Here is an 18,381-nt window from a genome sequence, read left to right on the forward strand (position 1 = left end):
GGACACTTTCAAAAAAACGTCAGCCCGCCAGCCAGCGCAGGCCCCACAGGACCAGCATGCCCGCCACGATGACCAGGACCGCGCTGCGGGTACGCAGAAAAACCAGGACGGCCACCACGCCGGCGACCAGCTTGTAGTCGAACACGGGCCCCAGCCCCGCCTTCCAGGGCAGCAGGTCGGGCACGAGAATGGCGGTCAGGGCGGCGGCGGGTGCGTAGCGCAGGGCCCGGCGCACCCCATCCGGCAAGGGGATGTAGTCGCCGAACAGCATGAAGCCGGCGCGGGTCAGCACGCTGCACAGCGCCAGGAGCAGGATGGCGGAATAGACGTAGATTTCGGAAGGCCAGAGCGTCATTGGCGGGCCTTGAAGTAGCGTTCCGCGCCGATGCCCGCGACGACGCCCGCCACCACGGCGGCCGCCAGGCCCAAGCGCAGGGGCAGCGCCTGCCCGGTCCAGGCCACCAGCCCGGCCGCCAGCATGGAAACCAGCATGGGCTTGGAGTTGGCCAGCGGCACCGTGATCGCCAGCAGCGCCAGCACCGCGGCGAAATCCAGCGACCAGTCCGCGGGCACCATCGTGCCCAGGTAGATGCCGACGATGGAGGACGTCTGCCAGACGAGCCAGCCCGGCGCGATCGTTCCCAGGAAGTACCAGAGCTGTTCGCGCGTGCCGCGCTCGACCGCGTCGCCGTATCGCGGCATGAACAGCACGAAGCCCATATCGGTTGTGAAATAGCCGAGGCCCAGCCGCTTGGGCCAGGACAGGTGGCGGAAATAGGGCTGCAGCGCCGCGCCGAAAATCAGGAACCGCAGGTTCACGACGCAGCCCGCGGCAAAGATCAGCCAGAGCGGCGCGCCCGTGGCGATGAGCGGCAGGGACGTCAACTGGGCGGAACCGGCGTACAGCAGCAGGGTCATCGCCAGCGCCATGGATTCGGTCAGACCCGACTTGACCATGGCCACTCCGGTGACGAGCCCCCAGGTCGCCGTGGCGATCAATGCGGGCACGATGGCATGGACACCGGCGCGGAAAGCGGTGGCGCGTTCCCGTCGGACCACGGCTGGATCTTCGGTTTCAGGAAGCGCGGATTCAGAGGACAACGGCTGGCCTCTGGCGACTCGGACAGGACGACATGGATACTCTGGAGAAAAGGAACGCACGACAACCCGTTCGCCCGCCGGAATCACAACGCGCGGCCCTGGCGGCCGCGCCGGGGCGCGAATAGGCGCGTATTGTAACCTCGCTGCTTGATACAATATGCGCCTCAGGATTCTTGGGCCTTGCCGGCCGGGCGCGCAGCGATTGCGACGCCGCGGGCCGCGCACGCTCTATATGGGAGAACACCATGTCGATGGCTGACCGCGACGGTTTCATCTGGTATGACGGCAAGCTCGTCCCGTGGCGAGACGCGACGACGCACGTCCTGACGCACTCCCTGCACTATGGCCTGTCGGTCTTCGAGGGCGTGCGCGCCTACCGCGCCGAGATCGGCACCGCCATCTTCCGCCTCCAGGACCACACCAACCGCCTGTTCAACTCGGCGCATATCTACCAGATCCCCATGCCGTTCGATCGCGAAACGATCAACGAGGCCCAGCGTACGGTCGTGCGCGAGAACCAGCTGGAATCCGGCTACCTGCGCCCCCTGGTGTTCTACGGCCCCGAAAAAATGGGCGTCTCGCCCAAGGGCGCCCGGGTACACGTGGCGATCGCCGCCTGGCCCTGGGGCGCCTACCTGGGCGAAGAAGCCTTGTCCCAGGGCATCCGGGTCAAGGTGTCGTCCTTCGCGCGCCAGCACGTGAACGTCACTATGCCGCGCGCCAAGGTGGCCACCACCTACGCCAACTCCATCCTGGCCAATACCGAGGCCCTGCAGGATGGCTACGACGAAGCCCTGCTGCTGGATACCGAAGGTTTCGTGGCGGAGGGCTCGGGCGAGAACCTCTTCATCGTCAAGGACGGCGTGCTCTGCGAACCCGAGATCGCGTCCGCCCTGACCGGCATTACCCGCAGCACCATTCACGCGCTGGCCGCCGATCTCGGCCTGCGGGTGGTGACCAAGCGCCTGACCCGCGACGACGTCTACATCGCCGACGAGGCATTTTTCACCGGCACCGCCGCCGAAGTAACGCCCATTCGCGAAGTGGACAACCGCCAGATCGGCTCCGGCCGGCGCGGCCCGGTCACCGAGCAATTGCAGAAAGCATTTTTTGACGTGGTGAATGGCCGCAACCCGAAGTACCATCACTGGCTGAGCAAAGTCTAATCCGCGCGGCCTAGTCCCACGACCAGGCCGCACTACTGCCCCAACCTGCCGTTTACCGGTTTTTTTTTCAGGAAGATCCATGACCGCTGCTGCCCCGGCCGCCGTCCCCCACTCCCACGAAGTCATCGAAGTCGGCGCGGAAGACCTGCCCGTTTTCTGTCCCGGCCCCAAGGCGCCCCTCTGGAGCATGCATCCCCGCGTCTTCCTGGACGTGGCCCGCACCGGTTCGGCCAGCTGCGCCTACTGTGGCGCCGAGTACCGCCTGAAGGCCGGCACGGTCCTGCACGGCCACGGGCACTGATTCCCGCCACGCCCTATAACGCACGCCCCGTTTCCTCAGCCATGTTCGCCACGCCCGAAGAAGCAGAACACGCGTTCTACGAAGCCCTTGAGCAGGCGGACAGCGTCCGCCTGATGCAAGTCTGGGCGGACGACGAGGAAGTCGTCTGCATCCACCCGGGAGGCCTGCGCATCGTCGGCCACTCGGCGGTGCACGAGTCCTGGCAACAGATGCTGGCCAACGGCCCCCTGCACATCCGCCCGTTGCGCCCGCTGGTCATGCTCAGCATGATGTGCGCGGTACACGTGCTGGTGGAACAGGTGGCAGTGCGTACGCGGGAAGGCACGCAATTCGCCAATTGCTATGCCACGAACATCTACCACAAGGGCCCCACCGGCTGGCGCATGGTCATGCACCACGCTTCGCCGGCGCCCACGGAAGCCGGGGTGCTCGACTTGCACGACGTACCCGATATGTTGCACTGAACCGGGTGGATTCCTCGTTGGCCGCTGCTCGTCTTGATACAACGCCCTGCCCCGTTCCCTCCTGGCTGCCCGGAGGCGACAGCCAGACGGTTTACGCCGCCTTGTTCGCGCAGTACCACCGCATCGCGTTCGTGCGCGAACGGGTGGACACGCCCGACACCGATTTCGTCGACTTCGACTGGACCGGTCCGGGGCTGTTTCCGCACAAGGCGGCCGACGGCGCGCCAGTGAGCGGGCAGCGTCCCGTCGCCAACGGCAAGACCGCCGCGGCCAGGTGGATGACGGACGCGGACTGGAAATCGCTGCCGCACAATCCCGACACCCCTGCCCTGATCCTGTTCCACGGCCTGGAAGGTGGCAGCAACAGCCGCTATGCGCAGTCCATCGCGCATCATTTCCGGGCGCGCGGCTGGATCGTGGTGATCGCGCATTTCCGCGGCTGCTCCGGCGTGCCCAACCGCCTGGCGCGGGCCTACTACTCCGGCGACTCGGCCGAAGTGGGCTTCATGCTGGAAACCGTGCGCCAGCGCATTCCGCACGCGCGCTGGCATGCGGTGGGCGTCTCGCTGGGCGGCAACGCGCTGCTGAAATACCTGGGAGAACACCAGGAGGACACCCGCTGGCTGACCGCTTGCGCGGGCGTATCCGCGCCGCTGGACCTGGTGGCTTGCGGCAAGACGCTGTCCACGGGCGTGTTCAACCGCCGGGTCTACACCGCCCACTTCCTGAAGACGCTCAAGCACAAGGTGCTGGAAAAGGCGCACCGCTTCCCGGGCGCCGTGGACGTCATGCGCATTGCCCACGCGCACGATCTGCGCGAGTTCGACGATACCTACACGGCGCCCATGCATGGCTTCCGGAACGCGCTGGATTACTGGACGCGCGCGTCCAGCAAGCCCTGGCTGCCCAAGATAGCCGTGCCCACGCTGGTGCTCAATGCCCGCAACGATCCCTTCATCCCGGCCGCGTCGCTGCCCGGGCCGCAGGAGTGCTCGCCCTCCATCCTGCTTCACCAGCCCTCGGACGGCGGGCACGCCGGCTTTCCGACCGGCAGTTTCCCGGCCCACCTGAACTGGCTGCCGCAGCGGCTGGGGCGCTTCTTCGAATCCGGCCTGTAGGGCGGCGCGGGGCGCGTCCCGTGCGCCTCAGCCCGACTTGAAGCGTTCGAGCAGCTGGCGCTCTTCGGCCAGCTTGTCCTTCACTTCCTTGATCTGCACGTCGATCTGCGACTGCTCGTAGAAATCGGTGGACATGCCGCGCGCCTGCTGCAGCTGCGATTCGGCGGCGGCGAACGCGCCGGTCATCACATAGAAGCGCGCCAGATCCCTGCGCGCCTCCACGGGCTTGCCGTTGCGCTCCTCGCTTTGCGCCAGCATCTGGTACAGGCTGGGCTCGTCGTTGCCCCATTGCTTGATCTTGGCCCGCAGATACTCTTGCGCGTCCGTGTGGCGGCCGACGCTCTGCAGCGCCTGGGCGTAGGCGATGCCCAGGGCGCGCTGGTCGGGCCAGCGCTTGACGGCGGCCTGGGACAGTTCCAGCGCCTTGGGATATTCCTTGCGCGCCAGCGCGATGTCCACGCCGAGTTTCGCCATCTGGGACGAATTGCGGCCGTCCGCGGCGGCCAGGTTCAGGTTGCGCTCGGCCTCGGCCTGGTTGTTGCGCTGAAACGCCTGCAGCGCCAGGCCATAGTAGGCGGCGGAGCGGCGCACGCCGGAGAGGGCCTGCACCTCGTCCTGCAATTGCTGCCCGGCGGAACGCAGGCTGACGGCGTCGCGCCCCTGCACCACGCGCATCTTGGCGCGCAGGTACCAGAAATCGTCGCTGTCCACGTGGCGGGACGCCGGCAGGCCGCGCACGCGGTTCTGCACGTCGGACATACGTTCGATGGACAGCGGGTGCGTGCTGGCCCAGGAGCCGCCGCCCGCGCCTTCGTTCAGGCGCGACGCATTCATGAGGCGCGCGAACATCTGCGACATGCCCTGGGCGTCGTAGCCCGCCTTGGTGAGCATCTGGAACCCCGCGCGGTCGGCCTCGCGTTCCGCGTCGCGCGAGAAACCCAGCTGGCGGTTGATGGCCGCGGCCTGGCCGAACGCCGCCACGCCCACGGCCAGGTTGCCGCCGCCGCCAGCCAGGGCCGCCAGCAGCGCGCCGGCCAGGCTGGCCAGCATCAGCATGCCGTTCTGGTTCTGCTGCGTCATGCCGCGCGCGATATGGCGCTGCACGACGTGGCCGATTTCGTGCGCCAGCACCGCCGCCAGCTCGGATTCGCTGGCGGAAGACACGATCAGGCCGGTATTGACACCGATGTACCCGCCAGGCATGGCGAAAGCGTTGATTTCGGGGTCGCGCACGCCGAACATCTCGACGTCGGGCACGCCCCCGGGAGCGAAGGACGCCAGCTTGCGGCCCATCGTGGTGAGGTACTGGCTGAGTTCGGGGTCGTCGATGTAGGTCGGGTCGCGCCGGCCCTGGGCCATGATGGCCTGCCCCAGGCTGCGTTCCAGCATGGGGGACAGTTCGGCCGAGGAGGCCGAGCCCATGGAGGGCAGGCCCACCGGCTGCGCCCAGGCGGCAACCGGGAGGCCGGGCACGGCCAGGGCGGCGGACAGACCGATGATTGCGCCCCGTTTCGCAATCGAGCAAATGGATGGCATTTTCCTGCGGTTCATAAGCCTATGATAGCGATGCGCTTAAAATGTTTCATCGATACCCCCAACGAGGTCTCAATGCGTCCCGTCCGTAAAGCCGTTTTCCCTGTCGCCGGCATGGGCACGCGCTTCCTGCCCGCCACCAAGGCGATGCCCAAGGAAATGCTGCCCGTGGTCGACAAACCGCTGATCCAATATGCCGTGGAAGAAGCCGTCGCCGCCGGCATCACCGACCTTATTTTCGTGACAGGGCGCAACAAACGCGCAATCGAAGACCACTTCGACTCCGCTCCCGAACTGGAATCCGACCTGGAAAGCAAGGGCAAGCATGAACTCCTGGCGATGGTGCGGGGCATTCTACCCGCGCACGTCAACTGCCTCTACATCCGCCAATCGGCCCCGCTGGGGCTGGGCCACGCCGTGCTGTCGGCCGCTCCCGCCGTGGGCGACGAACCGTTCGCCGTGCTGCTCGCGGACGACCTCATCGATTCCGACACCCCCGCGTTGAAGCAGCTGGTGGACGTGGCCATCGCCCAGAACGCCAGCGTGCTGGGCGTGCAGGACGTGCCCCGGGCCGATACCCGCAAGTACGGGATCGTGGCCACCCGCGAGGGCGATGCCCGCTCGGACGGCCGCACGGAACGCGTCACCCATATCGTTGAAAAGCCCGATCCCGAGGCCGCGCCCTCGACGCTGGCCGTGGTGGGCCGGTACGTGCTGGAAGCCGCCATCTTCGACCACCTGCGCTCGACCAAGATGGGCGCCGGCAACGAAATCCAGCTTACGGACGGGATCGCCTCGATGATGCGGGAGCGCGCCGTGTTCGCGCACCGCTACGAAGGCGTGCGCTACGACTGCGGCAGCAAGGCCGGCATGTTCCAGGCCACCGTGGCGCTGGGCAAGAAATACCACGGCCTGGAACCGGAATGAACCCAGGCGCGGCAAGCGCCTAGGCTGACGACACCGCGCGGGCCTTGGCGCGCGCCTGCGCGTCGCGGTCCGCCTTGCGCAACCGCCCCCTGGCCGACAGCCGCATCAGGGTTCCCAGGGCCACCATCAGGCCGATCACCTCGACCAGCGCGGCCGGGATCCACATGGTCAGCCCGCCGATGGTCTGGTCGGTCTGGGCAGACATCGCGATAGCGCGGCCGCACAGCTCGAACAAAGGATAGATATCGCTTTCCGTGAAAGCGATGACCGCGCCCGCCACCATTTGCGGCAGCATCGTCAGCACGGGCGAAATGACCCGGCCGCCGGGCGTCATGGCCGCGGGCGGCGCGGGACGGCGGTCCAGGATCAGGTTCCAGTACATGAACCCACTGATCACCACCGACCAGTTCATCAGGCGGTAGAGCCGCCAGTCGAGCATCGAATAGAACTGCACCGACGGGATCAGCCAGACCAGCACCAGGAAGACGAACAGCGACGGCACGAAGATCTTGTTGGTCAACACCGCCACCGTGGCGCGGCCCGCGCCGGTGCGTAGGAAGTCGCGCAGCCGGATGCGCCAGGCCATGGGCAGGCCCGCCCGCATGACCTGCCCCGGGAACGCCGCCATCACCAGCAACGGCCCCAGATGGTGCAGGACCAGGTGCTGGATGCGGTGGATGAAGAACATGCGCTCGGCGTAGTAATCCAGCCGAGTGTGCATCGACAGGTACAGCAGCACCAGGCCGGCCCAGAACAGGACCTTGCGGACGCCGGTGACGTGGTGGACGCGCTGGCCGCGCACGAACAGCACGATGGCGACCAGAAAGGAAGCCACCAGCGTGGGAGAGAACTCCCAGGGTACGAGCCATTCGAGACTATCCATGCAAACCGTCCGGGAAACTTCGGGAAAGACGAGGACCGGGGCCAGGCGCCAAGTCCCGTCGATTGTAGTAGACCCCGGCGCGGACCGCCCCGGCCCTCAGAAACGGTGCGAAATGCCCGTACCGACCCGGGTGGTGTGGGAATGGGCGGGATCGAACTGGTCGTCCAGCGTGTAGTTCGAGGCATAGCCCGCAAAGGCATAGAGCGTCGTGCGCGGGGAAAGGCCGTAGGTGTAGCCCAGCGTCATCACCTGCGCATTGCGCGCCGCCGCGCCGTTGTCCCAGCGCCAGTCCGGATGCGCCAGCGACCATTGCAACAGCACGGTGCCGGGCCCCGCCGGCACGCTGGCGCCAACCAGCCAGGCGTCCACCGTGCCGCCGCGGACGAAGGCGGCCGGCCCCAGGTTCTGGCCCAGGCCGTCCGGATCGCCGCCGTCCATGCCGGCGTAGCCGTTGCGCTGGCGCGACCAGGCCAGGGACAGTTTCAGCACCTCGAAATCGTAGGAAGCCCCGAGCTGGACGGCCTGCGGCCGCCCATTGCTGCCCGCCGGCGCGTCCGCCAGCCGGAGTTGATCCCAGGTGGCGACCGCCAGCAGGGGGCCGTCCTCGTACTTCAGGCCCGCGCTGATCGCGCGGTTGTTCGCGGCGGTGCGGAAGCGGTCCCGGCCGTCGGCATCGAAGGCGTAGCCGACGCCCGCCTGGAAGCCCCGCCAGACCGGCGAGAAGTAGTTCACGAGGTTATCGAACTGGTAATTGTCGGATGCCTTGAACGTGGCGCCCATGCCCATTTCCTTCCAGGAGGCGATCTCCAGGGCGTTGCCGTAGACCTGCCCCACCGTGTGCTGGCGGCCCAGCCGCCATTCGCCGTAGTCGTCATGGCCAAGGCCGACCCAGGCCGCGTAGTTGAACAGGCGGTCGTCGTCCGCCGCTTTGCCCGAAGACGGATCGAAGCCGCTTTCCAGCTGGAAGCGGGAGCGCCAGCCGCCCCCCCATGTCTTCCGTTCCTGTCAGCCCCCACAGGGAGTCGGTGAGCCCGCCGTTGAGCAGGCCGGCATGGCTGCCCTGCCCCGACGTATTTGTCACGGCCATGCCGGCATCCACCACGCCGTACAGTTGCACGCCCGGGGTGCCGTCGGCGGCCGCCGCCGGGGGAAGCGCCATGCCTGCCGCCGCCAGCGCGCCCAGAAAAACAATCTTCATGAATATCTCCTGATTCGGCGGCGGGCATGCTGCCCGCCGCCTGGCGCCACGGCCTATTGCCAGCCGTAGCGGCGTACCCAGATCCCTTTCAGCAGCTGCGTCAGCACGCAATAGCCCAGCAGGATGCCCGCCAGCCACGGGAAGTAGCTCCACGGTAACGCCTGCAGCTGGAAGTACTGGGCCAGCGGCGAAAACGGCAGCAGCAGCCCCAGGGTCACCACCATCAGCGTCATCCCCATCAGCGGCCATGCGGCCCGGCTTTGCAGGAAGGGGATCTTGCGCGTGCGGATCATATGGACGATAAGCGTCTGCGACAGCAGGCCTTCGACGAACCAGCCCGACTGGAACAGCGTCTGGTGTTCCGGCGCGTTGGCCTGGAATACGTACCACATGAGCGCATACGTGGCGATATCGAAAACCGAGCTGATCGGCCCGAAGAACACCATGAAGCGCCCCAGGCCGTCGGGGTCCCATTGCTGGGGCCGTTTCAGCAATTCTTCGTCCACATTGTCGAACGGAATCGCCGTCTGGGAGATGTCGTACATCAAATTCTGCAACAGCAGATGGATGGGCAGCATGGGCAGGAACGGCAGGAAAGCGCTGGCCACCAGGACCGAAAAGACGTTGCCGAAATTCGAGCTGGCCGTCATTTTCAGGTACTTGAGCATGTTGCAGAAGGTCTTGCGGCCTTCGATCACGCCGTCTTCCAGCACCATCAGGCTCTTTTCCAGCAGGATGATGTCGGCGGCCTCTTTCGAGATGTCGACCGCCGAGTCCACGGAGATCCCCACGTCCGCAGCCCGCAGCGCTGGCGCGTCGTTGATGCCGTCGCCCATGAATCCCACCGTGCAGCCCTGCGCCCTGAGGCTGCGCACGATCCGCTCCTTGTGGGCCGGCGTCAGGCGGGCGAACACATTGGCTTCCCGCACGGAGGCGGCCAGTTGCCGGTCGTCCATTTTCTCGATGTCGGCGCCCAGATAGACCTTGCGGACCTCGAAACCCACTTCGCGGCAGACCTTCAGCGTGACCAGCTCCACGTCGCCCGTCAGCACCTTCACTTCGACGCCGGAATTCCTTAGCGCCGCGAGCGCCGGCCCGGTGGATTCCTTGGGCGGGTCCAGGAACGCGATGTATCCGACCAGCACCAGCTCGGACTCGTCCGCCACGCCATAGGCTTCCTGGGTGGGCGGCATTTCCTTGACGCCCACGGCGATGACGCGCAGGCCGTCGCGGTTCAGCTCCGCGGTGACGCGGCGGATGTCCGCCCGCCGGACCTCGGTCAGCAGGTGCACCTCGTTGCCCACCCGCAGGCGGGTGCACACGGACAGCATTTCCTCTAGCGCTCCCTTGCAGATCAGCTCGTGATGGTCGCGGCCGTTCTCGGTTTCGTTCACCACGACCGACATGCGGCGCCGCGAGAAATCGAACGGGATCTCGTCGACCTTGCGGTACTTCGCGGCCAGGTTCAGCTTGCGCTCCACTTCGGCGTGCTGCAGCACGGCCACGTCCAGCAGGTTCTTCAGGCCCGTCTGATAGTGGCTGTTGAGATAGGCATAGGCCAGCACGTCGTCGCAGCTTGCGCCGTAGACGTCTGTGTGCCGCTCCAGCACGATGCGGTCCTGGGTCAGGGTGCCGGTCTTGTCGGTGCACAGCACGTTCATCGCCCCCAGGTTCTGGATGGCGTCGAGGCGCTTGACGACCACTTTGCGGCGCGACATGCGCAAGGCGCCCTTGGCCAGCGTGGCCGTAACGATCATCGGCAGCATTTCGGGCGTCAGGCCCACGGCGATGGCCAGGGCGAACAGCAGCGCTTCCAGCCAGTCGCCCTTGGTGAAGCCATTGATCAGCAGGACGATGGGCGCCATGACCAGCATGAACCGGATCAGCACCCAGCTCACGCGGTTGATGCCTTGCTGGAACTGGGTGGGCGCCCGGCTGACCTGGGTGACGCGTCCGGCCAACTGGCCGAAATAGGTCCGCGATCCGGTCGCGACCACCAGTGCGCTGCCGGCGCCGCTGACCACGTTGGTGCCCATGAAGGCCATGTTCTCCAGTTCGAGCGCGTTGGCCGTCGAGGCGCGCTGGCGGGCGTACTTTTCGACGGGCAGGGACTCGCCGGTCAGGGCGGCCTGCGCCACGAACAGATCCTTGGCCCCGAGAATGCGGCAATCGGCGGGAATCATGTCGCCGGCCGACAGCAGCACCACGTCGCCCGGCACCAGCTCGGCCAGGGGAACCTCGACCTGCCTCGATCCGCTGACATGCAGCGTCCCGCCGAAAAAGCGGTGGGCGCCACTGCCGTCCGGATCGGCGGGATCGCTGCGCAGGACGGTAGCGGTGTTCTGCACCATGGCCTTCAGGGCCTCCGCCGACCGGTTGGAGCGCCGCTCCTGCGCGAACCGCAGCACGGTGGAAATCAGCACCATGGATCCGATGATGAGGGCCGCGGTCCAGGACTGGTCCTCGGGCTCGGCCATGCGGACGTCGGTGATCCACGACAGGATCGCCAGGGCGGTCAGCAGCAGGTTGAACGGGTTGCGGTAGGAGAGCCAGAGGTGGGCATACCAGGACAGCGGTTTTTCGTGATCGACCTCATTGGCGCCGTAACGCTCGCGCGAGGTCTGGGCCTGGGCTTCGGACAGCCCGCCCCGGCCGCTGCCGAACAGGGAGAACAATGCGCCGTCGTCCTGACGCGACAGGTCCAGCATCTGCCGGTTGGCATGGCGGCCGACCTCGGAGGATACGGTGGCGGCATCCCCGGCCCGCAAAGGCATCGGCGAGCGGCGGAAATGGCGGCCGGTGCGCCGCAAGCCGGCGGCGGACGAAAAGAATGACTTCAGGAACTTCATCATCGGAGTGCTCCGGATTCTTGGTGTTGTCGGAGACACGGACGCCCCCTCCGCGGCGGCCGCGCGCGGCCAGCCGGGACCGCGGCTTGCCTGGAGGGCAAACCGTCGGCCGGCTTACGGGCGTGCGCAGGCACCGGGGCGATGTTGCCGGTGTCCGGATCGCGTCGTAGATGCGCCGGGTGCGGAAAACGGAAGGGAAGCAGGAGGATCGATCCGGACCGGAAGAAAGGGCGCACGCGATGTGGGCCAGGCCGGGGATCCAGGGCTGCGGACTCCATACGGACCGGAATGACTATCCGATCGTCGGCTCGCAGCGAGAAGACGGGTCAGACAGGCATGCCGATGCCGCGCACGGGGCGCAATCGAGGCTCGGGGTCTAATGCACTGGGCATGATCTCTCCTGTGAGGGGAATGGCGGCGTCAGGCCAGCGCGGCCTGCGCGCCGAAATGCACGTGGCGCACCACGGGGTTGGCGCTCAGCCGGCGCGCCTGCGACATCAGCTCTGCCCGCAACTCCGGGGGGCAATTGACGGTGATGCAGGCGGACGCCATGCCCGGGTCCTGACCCTGATCGATCTGGACCTGCGAGACGGCCAGGCCGGCGGCGCTGAAGTCGAGATAGATCTGCTTGCGCAAGGCGCCCAGCTCGTCGCGCGGACAGATGACCGTCAAGCGCGAAGTGCCGCGGCGGCGGCTCAGGGCGGCGGCACGGTCCACGCCGGCGCGGCGCAGGAACAAGTCGAAGAAACGCATAACGACCTCCATTGCAAGAATGGGGAGCGTGATCGCGAGTACGCGCGCACGCCTGCGCGGCGCATGGCGGACGGACACGGAAAACAAACGTGCGCGAACGCGGGCGCTGCGGCTAGCGGCGGTTCTGGCGGTTTACGTTGGGGAGGTTCCCGGCAAGCCGATGGCTTGCGCTGTTGCCCCGGCCGGAGCCTGGGGCTTGGGATACGACCGCAACCTGTTCAACAGGCTGCGGCAGACGGAGTTCTGCGTGGACCTGTCAAACAGCGGCGTCGATGCAAGATCGACAACTTTCGCCGGAATCGGTATTCACGAAGACTGCTCCTGGGATGGATAACGCACAAGAGTTTACGCGGGTTTTTACTGATGGACAAGGCTTTGCCCACGGAAAAAGCGGGATTCGGTTCGAAAAAGCGGCGGCGCGGTCGGGATCCGCGCCGCCAGCCCGATCAAGCGTAGAAATGCCAGCCCAGATAAGCGGCGAACAAGGCGTACAAACCGCCCACCGCGGACAGGGCGGGCACGCTCATGGCCGAGCGGTGGAAACGCAGCCACAGCAGGCTGATCGACAGCATGGTGAACAGGCCCGCCGCCAGCAAGGGGGCGTCCAGCATCCACGGCGTCATGAAGATGCCCAGCGCGCTGGGGATGGTGGCCTGGATCATCATCGCACCCGAAATATTGGCGAGCGCCAGCCGCTCCTTGCCCTGCCGCACCCAGATCAGGGCGTTCATAATCTCGGGCAGCTCGGTCGCGACGGGCGCCAGCAGCAAGGCGGCGACGTGGGGCGAAGCGCCCATGGCCACGCCCAGCACCTCGATCTGATTCACGAAGACGTGCGACGCCCCGGCGATCACCACCAGCGCCAGGACCGTCTGCGTGATCGCCCAGGACAAGGCCGGATCCTCATCGCCGGGACGCAGCTTTAGCGGTTCCAGGTCTTCGCTGTCCAGGCTTTCTTCGTCGTTGCTGAGCTCGCGCTTGACGTAGAGGCCGTAGGTCGCCAGGAACAGGATGCCCAGCCAGGGCTTCCACGCGAACGCCAGCAGGCCCAGGCCCACCTTGAAGATGAAGATACCCAGAAACCAGGCCTGGTCGCGGGCCAGCCGGCGCTGATCCGCGTTGATACAGGCCGCCTGGTTGGGCCGGCCGCGGCGCGCGCGCCACAGGGCCAGGCCGACGACCGCATAGGCCAGCGTGGCCAGCACTAGCGGTCCGCCCATGGCCGCGCCGACACCGATGTCTTTTTGTTCAGGTGTGTCGCCAAAGACCACGGCCATGAAGGTCACCGCGCTTTCCGGCAAGGCGGTGCCGAAGGCGGCAAGCACGGTGCCGGTGGCGGTGGCGCCCAGCGCGAAGCGGTGGCCGACCCATTCGACGCCGTTCACGAAGAACTCGCACGCGAAATAGATCACTGCCGCAGACAGGAAGAACAGGAACAGGGTGAGCAACATATAGACGCAGCCGGACGAGCAGAAACCATTGGCGCGACATCGCGGCTCGCCCGGCTAGGGTGAACGCAATGCGGCCAAAGGTCTCGCCTGGCTGATCCATGCGGCGGGCGTGCCGCCGAGCATGGAAACCGCTAGCGCCATGGAGTTCTAGCGGCTGCTCTGCAGCGCTGAACCACCAAGTCTGTTGACGCTAGCTCCTTTGGGGGCAAAGGATGGCTACTCCCCAATGACAGAGCGGCGATTGTAGCAGCTTGGCCGCACCCGTCCAGCAATTCCCGCGATGGCGGCGCGGGGTGTCGTGTTTCGGGGATGGCGGGTAAAGTAAACGGCATCCGCACCTTTGCCGGGGTTTGCGCCCCGTCCGCCATGAGCCTGCCTCCCGACGACATTTCCCCTTTCGCCGCCCGGCGCCAGCGCCTGATGGACCAGATGCGCGCGGAGGGGGGCGGCATCGCCATCCTGGCGACCGCGCCGGAAGCCATCCGCAACCGTGACGCCGAATACCCGTACCGGCACGACAGCGATTTCTTCTACCTGACCGGTTTTACCGAGCCGGACGCCTGGCTTGTGCTGGTCGCCGGCGCGTCCGACCGCTCCCTGCTCTTCTGCCGGCCGCGCAATGTCGAGCACGAGATCTGGGAGGGCAAGCGCTTCGGCCCCGAGGCTGCCGCGGCGCATTTCGGCTTCGACGATGCCCACCCTGTCGACGCGCTGGACGAACTGATGCCCACGCTGCTGCTCGACCACCCCACGCTGTACGCCCCCCTCGCCGGTGACAAGCGCACCGACGGCCGGCTGCACCGCTGGCTGGCGGCGGCGCGCGAAGCCAGCCGCGGCGGGCATGCCCCGCCCGTCCGGCAGCAGGATCTCCGCGCGACGCTGGCGGAAATGCGGCTGATCAAGGACGCCTCGGAAATCGCGGCGATGCGGCGCGCGGCGAAGATTTCCGCCGGCGCCCACGTCCGCGCCATGCGCGTCTGCCGCGCCGGCATGCGCGAATTCGAGCTCGAAGCCGAACTGCTCTATGAATTCCGCCGCCACGGCGCGCAGTCGGTGGCCTACAACAGTATCGTGGCCGCCGGCGCGAACGCCTGCGTGCTGCACTATCCGGCCGGCGAAGCGGTGCTTCGCGACGGCGACCTGGTCCTGATCGACGCGGGCTGCGAAGTGGACAGCTACGCCAGCGACATCACCCGCACCTTTCCGGTCAACGGCCGCTACAGCGGCCCGCAGCGCGCGCTGTACGACCTGACGGTGGCCGCCCAGGAAGCCGCGGCCCAGGCCACGGCGCCCGGCCGCAACTTCAACGAAGGCCATCAGGCCGCGCTGCGCGTGCTGGCGCAAGGCATGATCGACCTGAAGCTGCTGAAGGGATCGCTGGACGGCGTGCTGGAATCCGGCGACTACAGCCGTTTCTACATGCACCGCACCGGGCACTGGCTGGGCCTGGACGTCCACGACGTGGGCGACTACCGCCAGCCCGGCCCCGCCCAGGGCGCCGAGCGCCCCTGGCGCAAACTGGAAGCCGGCATGATGCTGACCATCGAACCGGGCATCTACGTGCGGCCCGCCAACGACGTGCCCGAGGCCTACTGGAACATCGGCATCCGCACGGAAGACGACGCGCTGGTCACCGACGAGGGTTGCGAGCTCATCACGCGGGGCGTGCCGGTGCAGGCCGGCGAGATCGAGGCGCTGATGCGTGAATAGGCGCGGCCGGCATAGGCGCGCGGCCGGCGCTAGAAAACGTAGCCGTCCAGCCAACCCATGGCCACCCAGGTGTAGACCACCACCATGGCGATGGCGAACATCGAGGCGATGGCGCCGACCAGGCAGGCCATGATGGCGACCAGCACCGGCCCCCAGCCGGTTTTCGTGGGCCGACCCAGGCCGGCGTTGTAGAGCCGGTCGAATTTTTCGTCCGGCATCAGCGAGAACACCGCGCTTTCGATGAACCCGTCGATCATGGGGATGAACAGCAGGAAGAAGGCGGGGTTGTCGTACCAGACCGGATAGAAGCGGTAGGCGCAGAAGCCGCAGGCCAGGGCCAGCGCGGTCACCAGCCAGGCATGGCGGCGGCCCAGATACCACCAATGCGCGCCCAGCCAGCCGAACAGGCAGGCAAGCAGCCCCACGGCGACCTTACCGCGCGGGCGGCGGGCGGATGTGGCGGACAACGGGGAAGAAGCCTGGGCTTGGGCTTGGGCCTGCGTCATGTCAATCAACCGGAAAAGGAAACCATGGCGCCAAGACGCGCCGGCTGCCCGCGATTGTAGTGGACGGTTAAAATCCTCGGATGACCTCATCCGCCTTCGACATTGCGATTCTCGGCGCAGGCCCCGTGGGCCGCGTGCTGGCCCTGATGTTGGCGCGCGTGGCGCCGGATCCGGCCCGCATCGCCTTGCTCGCGGGCAACGCGCCCGTCCCGGCCGCGCCGGCGGCGGCCGTGCCCGCCACGGACCCCCGGGTGCTGGCCATGAACCACGGCAGCCGCGTGCTACTGGAGTCGCTGCATGCCTGGCCCGACCGCTCGGCCGACATCCGCAACATCCACGTGTCGCAACGCGGACGCCTGGGCCGCACCCTGATCCAGAATACCGATTTCGGCGTGCCCCAGCTGGGCAGCGTGGTTGCGTATTCCGGCTTGCACGCCAAGCTGGACGAGCGCGTGGCCGCCTGCGGCGTCACCGTGCTGGCGGGGCCGCCCGCCCAGATCGGCCGCCAGGACGCGGATGGCGTGCGCGTCCTGCAGGGCGAGGCCGAGCTGCTATGCCAGGTTGCCGTGCAGTCCGACGGCGCCGGCGCGGCCGACGTGCGCCGCGACTACGGTCAGCATGCCGTGCTGACCACGGCCCATGCAACCCTGCCCCGCCGCGGCTGGGCCTGGGAACGCTTCACGGCGGAAGGCCCGCTGGCCCTGCTGCCTCATCCGCAGACGCCGGACGCTTATTCGGTCGTCTGGTGCAGCGCGCCCGGCCGTGCCGCCGAACTGGCCGCGCTGGACAATGCCGCCTTTTCGCAGGCGCTGTCCGCGGCCTTCGGCGACCGCCTGGGCCGCCTGTCCAGCCAGGCGCCCCGCCACGTCTTTCCCCTGGCGCTCAGCGCGCGCCGCGCCCAGGTGCACGGCCGCGTGGCAGCGATCGGCAATGCCGCCCAGACCCTGCACCCCGTCGCAGGCCAGGGCCTGAACCTGGGCTTGCGGGATGCGGCCCGCCTGGCGCAGACACTCGGCGGCTGGCTGGCCCATCCCGGCGCCAACCCGGCCTCCGCTCTGACGGAATTCGCCCGCGCCCGCCACGTCGACCGCGCCCTCACCGCCGGCCTGACCGACCTGATGCCCCGGGTCTTCTCGACCGGCCTGGCCCCCGTGGAGCATGCCTGCGGCCTGGCCCTGCTGGCGCTGGACCTGGCATCCCCGCTGCGCGCACCGCTGGCGCAGCATCTGCTGCAAGGGTTCCGCGCCTGATTTCCCTTCAATCCGGCCCCGAAAAGGGGCGGGATCTGTTTGCCGTCGCCTCCTTTGGTTACCGGGCATTTGTCCGATGGAAAAAGGGGTTCGATCGAGCCGGTTAAAATGTGAGCATGCGCATAGGCCAATGGTCCCTTCCGAACAACGTTCTTGTCGCGCCCATGGCGGGCGTGACGGACCGTCCTTTCCGCCAGCTATGCAAGAAGCTGGGGGCGGGTTATGCCGTCTCGGAAATGGCCGCCAGCAACCCCAAGCTATGGGATAGCGTCAAGACCTCCCGGCGCCTGAACCACGACGGCGAAATCGCCCCGATCTCGGTGCAGATCGCCGGCGCCGACCCCGCCATGATGGCGGAGGCCGCGGTCTTCAACGCCAATAAAGGGGCCCGGATCATCGACATCAACATGGGTTGTCCAGTCAAGAAGGTCTGCAACGTCGCCTCCGGGTCGGCGCTGCTGCGCCACGAAGACCTGATCGCCCGCATTCTCGATGCTGTGGTGTCGGCCTGCGCGCCCCTCGGCGTTCCGGTCACCCTCAAGACCCGGACCGGCTGGGACCGCGAAAGCCGCAACGCCGTGCGGGTGGCGAAAATGGCGGAAAACGCCGGCATTTCCGCGCTGACCCTGCATGGCCGCACTCGCGCCGACCTCTATACGGGGGAGGCGGAATATGACACTATCCGCGCCGTCAAGGCCGAGCTCGATATTCCCGTGATCGCCAACGGAGATATCGATTCTCCTGAAAAAGCCAGGCGCGTCCTGGATTACACTGGCGCCGATGCGGTCATGATCGGGCGCGCGGCCCAAGGCCGTCCCTGGATTTTCCGCGAAATCGACCACTACCTGCGCACGGGCGAAACACTGGCCCCTCCCTCTTACGGGGAAATGCGCGAGCTGCTGCTCGAACACCTGGACGACCATTACCGGTTCTACGGCGAGCACACCGGCGTACGCACGGCGCGCAAGCACATCGGCTGGTATCTGGACGGCCTGCCGGGCGCGGATTCGTTCTGCGCCCGCATGAATCTGATCGACAATACCCGAGACCAGTGGCGGGCCGTGTCGGACTGGTTCGACATCATCTCGCGCGACGGCGAGCCTTATCCGGCGCCGGTCGCAGAAGCCCTGCTGGCGGCATGACCGCCTCAACACCAACATAAAAATATCTG

Annotated in this window: 16 protein-coding genes, 1 pseudogene and 1 riboswitch; of the genes and pseudogenes, 8 read left to right on the top strand and 9 right to left on the bottom strand. The window is 67.1% G+C overall.

The window, feature by feature from the left end:
* Positions 1 to 19 precede the first annotated feature (19 nt).
* On the bottom strand, positions 20 to 355 hold the full coding sequence (locus tag AGI3411_RS06385; RefSeq protein ID WP_129526553.1) for an AzlD domain-containing protein: 336 nt from the start codon (positions 353 to 355) through the stop codon (positions 20 to 22).
* Entirely contained in the window at positions 352 to 1,059 is a 708-nt protein-coding gene (locus AGI3411_RS06390) for an AzlC family ABC transporter permease (protein WP_129526554.1), read from the bottom strand. Before AGI3411_RS06390 ends, AGI3411_RS06385 begins: the two co-directional genes overlap by 4 nt.
* 287 nt (positions 1,060 to 1,346) lie before the next feature.
* Between AGI3411_RS06390 and AGI3411_RS06395 the strand changes: the two genes are divergently transcribed.
* The 4 genes from AGI3411_RS06395 (at position 1,347) to AGI3411_RS06410 (ending at position 4,150) form a co-directional block, all read left to right on the top strand.
* Entirely contained in the window at positions 1,347 to 2,267 is a 921-nt protein-coding gene (locus tag AGI3411_RS06395; RefSeq protein ID WP_129526555.1) for a branched-chain amino acid transaminase, read from the top strand.
* Positions 2,268 to 2,346: 79 nt separating this feature from the next.
* Positions 2,347 to 2,568 carry a zinc-finger domain-containing protein gene (locus AGI3411_RS06400; RefSeq protein WP_043543783.1) on the top strand — a complete coding sequence of 74 codons (222 nt, stop codon included), beginning with the start codon at positions 2,347 to 2,349 and terminating at the stop codon, positions 2,566 to 2,568.
* Between the two features lie 41 nt (positions 2,569 to 2,609).
* Positions 2,610 to 3,032, top strand: coding sequence for a YybH family protein (locus tag AGI3411_RS06405; protein ID WP_129526556.1), 423 nt, complete (start codon positions 2,610 to 2,612; stop codon positions 3,030 to 3,032).
* A gap of 17 nt (positions 3,033 to 3,049) precedes the next feature.
* Positions 3,050 to 4,150, top strand: coding sequence for a YheT family hydrolase (locus tag AGI3411_RS06410; RefSeq protein WP_129526557.1), 1,101 nt, complete (start codon positions 3,050 to 3,052; stop codon positions 4,148 to 4,150).
* A gap of 27 nt (positions 4,151 to 4,177) precedes the next feature.
* Here the strand turns inward: AGI3411_RS06410 and AGI3411_RS06415 are convergent, their stop codons facing one another.
* Positions 4,178 to 5,701 (bottom strand): M48 family metalloprotease, encoded by a 1,524-nt coding sequence (locus AGI3411_RS06415; RefSeq protein WP_129526558.1) that lies wholly within the window; start codon positions 5,699 to 5,701, stop codon positions 4,178 to 4,180.
* A 57-nt stretch (positions 5,702 to 5,758) separates the two neighbouring features.
* On the opposite strand from AGI3411_RS06415, the gene galU reads away from it, so the two are divergent.
* Positions 5,759 to 6,610, top strand: coding sequence for a UTP--glucose-1-phosphate uridylyltransferase GalU (gene galU / locus AGI3411_RS06420; protein WP_129526559.1), 852 nt, complete (start codon positions 5,759 to 5,761; stop codon positions 6,608 to 6,610).
* Positions 6,611 to 6,629: 19 nt separating this feature from the next.
* Here galU and AGI3411_RS06425 read toward each other — a convergent pair whose 3' ends face one another.
* The 5 genes and pseudogenes from AGI3411_RS06425 to AGI3411_RS06445 form a co-directional block, all read right to left on the bottom strand.
* Positions 6,630 to 7,493, bottom strand: a complete 864-nt coding sequence (locus AGI3411_RS06425) for a cytochrome c oxidase assembly protein (protein WP_129526560.1) — start codon at positions 7,491 to 7,493, stop codon at positions 6,630 to 6,632.
* 96 nt (positions 7,494 to 7,589) lie between these two features.
* Positions 7,590 to 8,691, bottom strand: a pseudogene (locus AGI3411_RS06430) (porin).
* A gap of 53 nt (positions 8,692 to 8,744) precedes the next feature.
* The gene (gene mgtA / locus AGI3411_RS06435) at positions 8,745 to 11,543 is read right to left on the bottom strand and encodes a magnesium-translocating P-type ATPase (RefSeq protein WP_129526561.1); all 2,799 of its coding nucleotides are present in this window, start codon (positions 11,541 to 11,543) and stop codon (positions 8,745 to 8,747) included.
* Positions 11,544 to 11,960: 417 nt separating this feature from the next.
* Entirely contained in the window at positions 11,961 to 12,293 is a 333-nt protein-coding gene (locus tag AGI3411_RS06440; protein ID WP_129526562.1) for a hypothetical protein, read from the bottom strand.
* Positions 12,294 to 12,739: 446 nt separating this feature from the next.
* Positions 12,740 to 13,744 (bottom strand): sodium:calcium antiporter, encoded by a 1,005-nt coding sequence (locus AGI3411_RS06445; RefSeq protein WP_129526563.1) that lies wholly within the window; start codon positions 13,742 to 13,744, stop codon positions 12,740 to 12,742.
* Between the two features lie 78 nt (positions 13,745 to 13,822).
* Positions 13,823 to 13,982: riboswitch (yybP-ykoY riboswitch) on the bottom strand.
* 128 nt (positions 13,983 to 14,110) lie between these two features.
* Here AGI3411_RS06445 and AGI3411_RS06450 point away from each other — a divergent pair.
* On the top strand, positions 14,111 to 15,454 hold the full coding sequence (locus tag AGI3411_RS06450; RefSeq protein ID WP_129526564.1) for an aminopeptidase P N-terminal domain-containing protein: 1,344 nt from the start codon (positions 14,111 to 14,113) through the stop codon (positions 15,452 to 15,454).
* Between the two features lie 29 nt (positions 15,455 to 15,483).
* Here AGI3411_RS06450 and AGI3411_RS06455 read toward each other — a convergent pair whose 3' ends face one another.
* Entirely contained in the window at positions 15,484 to 15,960 is a 477-nt protein-coding gene (locus AGI3411_RS06455) for a TM2 domain-containing protein (RefSeq protein WP_129526565.1), read from the bottom strand.
* 80 nt (positions 15,961 to 16,040) lie between these two features.
* Between AGI3411_RS06455 and AGI3411_RS06460 the strand changes: the two genes are divergently transcribed.
* Positions 16,041 to 17,210 carry a UbiH/UbiF/VisC/COQ6 family ubiquinone biosynthesis hydroxylase gene (locus AGI3411_RS06460; RefSeq protein WP_129526566.1) on the top strand — a complete coding sequence of 390 codons (1,170 nt, stop codon included), beginning with the start codon at positions 16,041 to 16,043 and terminating at the stop codon, positions 17,208 to 17,210.
* Between the two features lie 116 nt (positions 17,211 to 17,326).
* Positions 17,327 to 18,352: a tRNA dihydrouridine synthase DusB gene (dusB, locus tag AGI3411_RS06465; RefSeq protein ID WP_165359096.1), complete on the top strand. Its 1,026-nt coding sequence runs from the start codon at positions 17,327 to 17,329 to the stop codon at positions 18,350 to 18,352.
* The last annotated feature ends 29 nt before the right edge of the window (positions 18,353 to 18,381 follow it).

The organism is Achromobacter agilis (genome assembly GCF_900496965.1).
GTDB lineage: Bacteria > Pseudomonadota > Gammaproteobacteria > Burkholderiales > Burkholderiaceae_B > Achromobacter > Achromobacter agilis.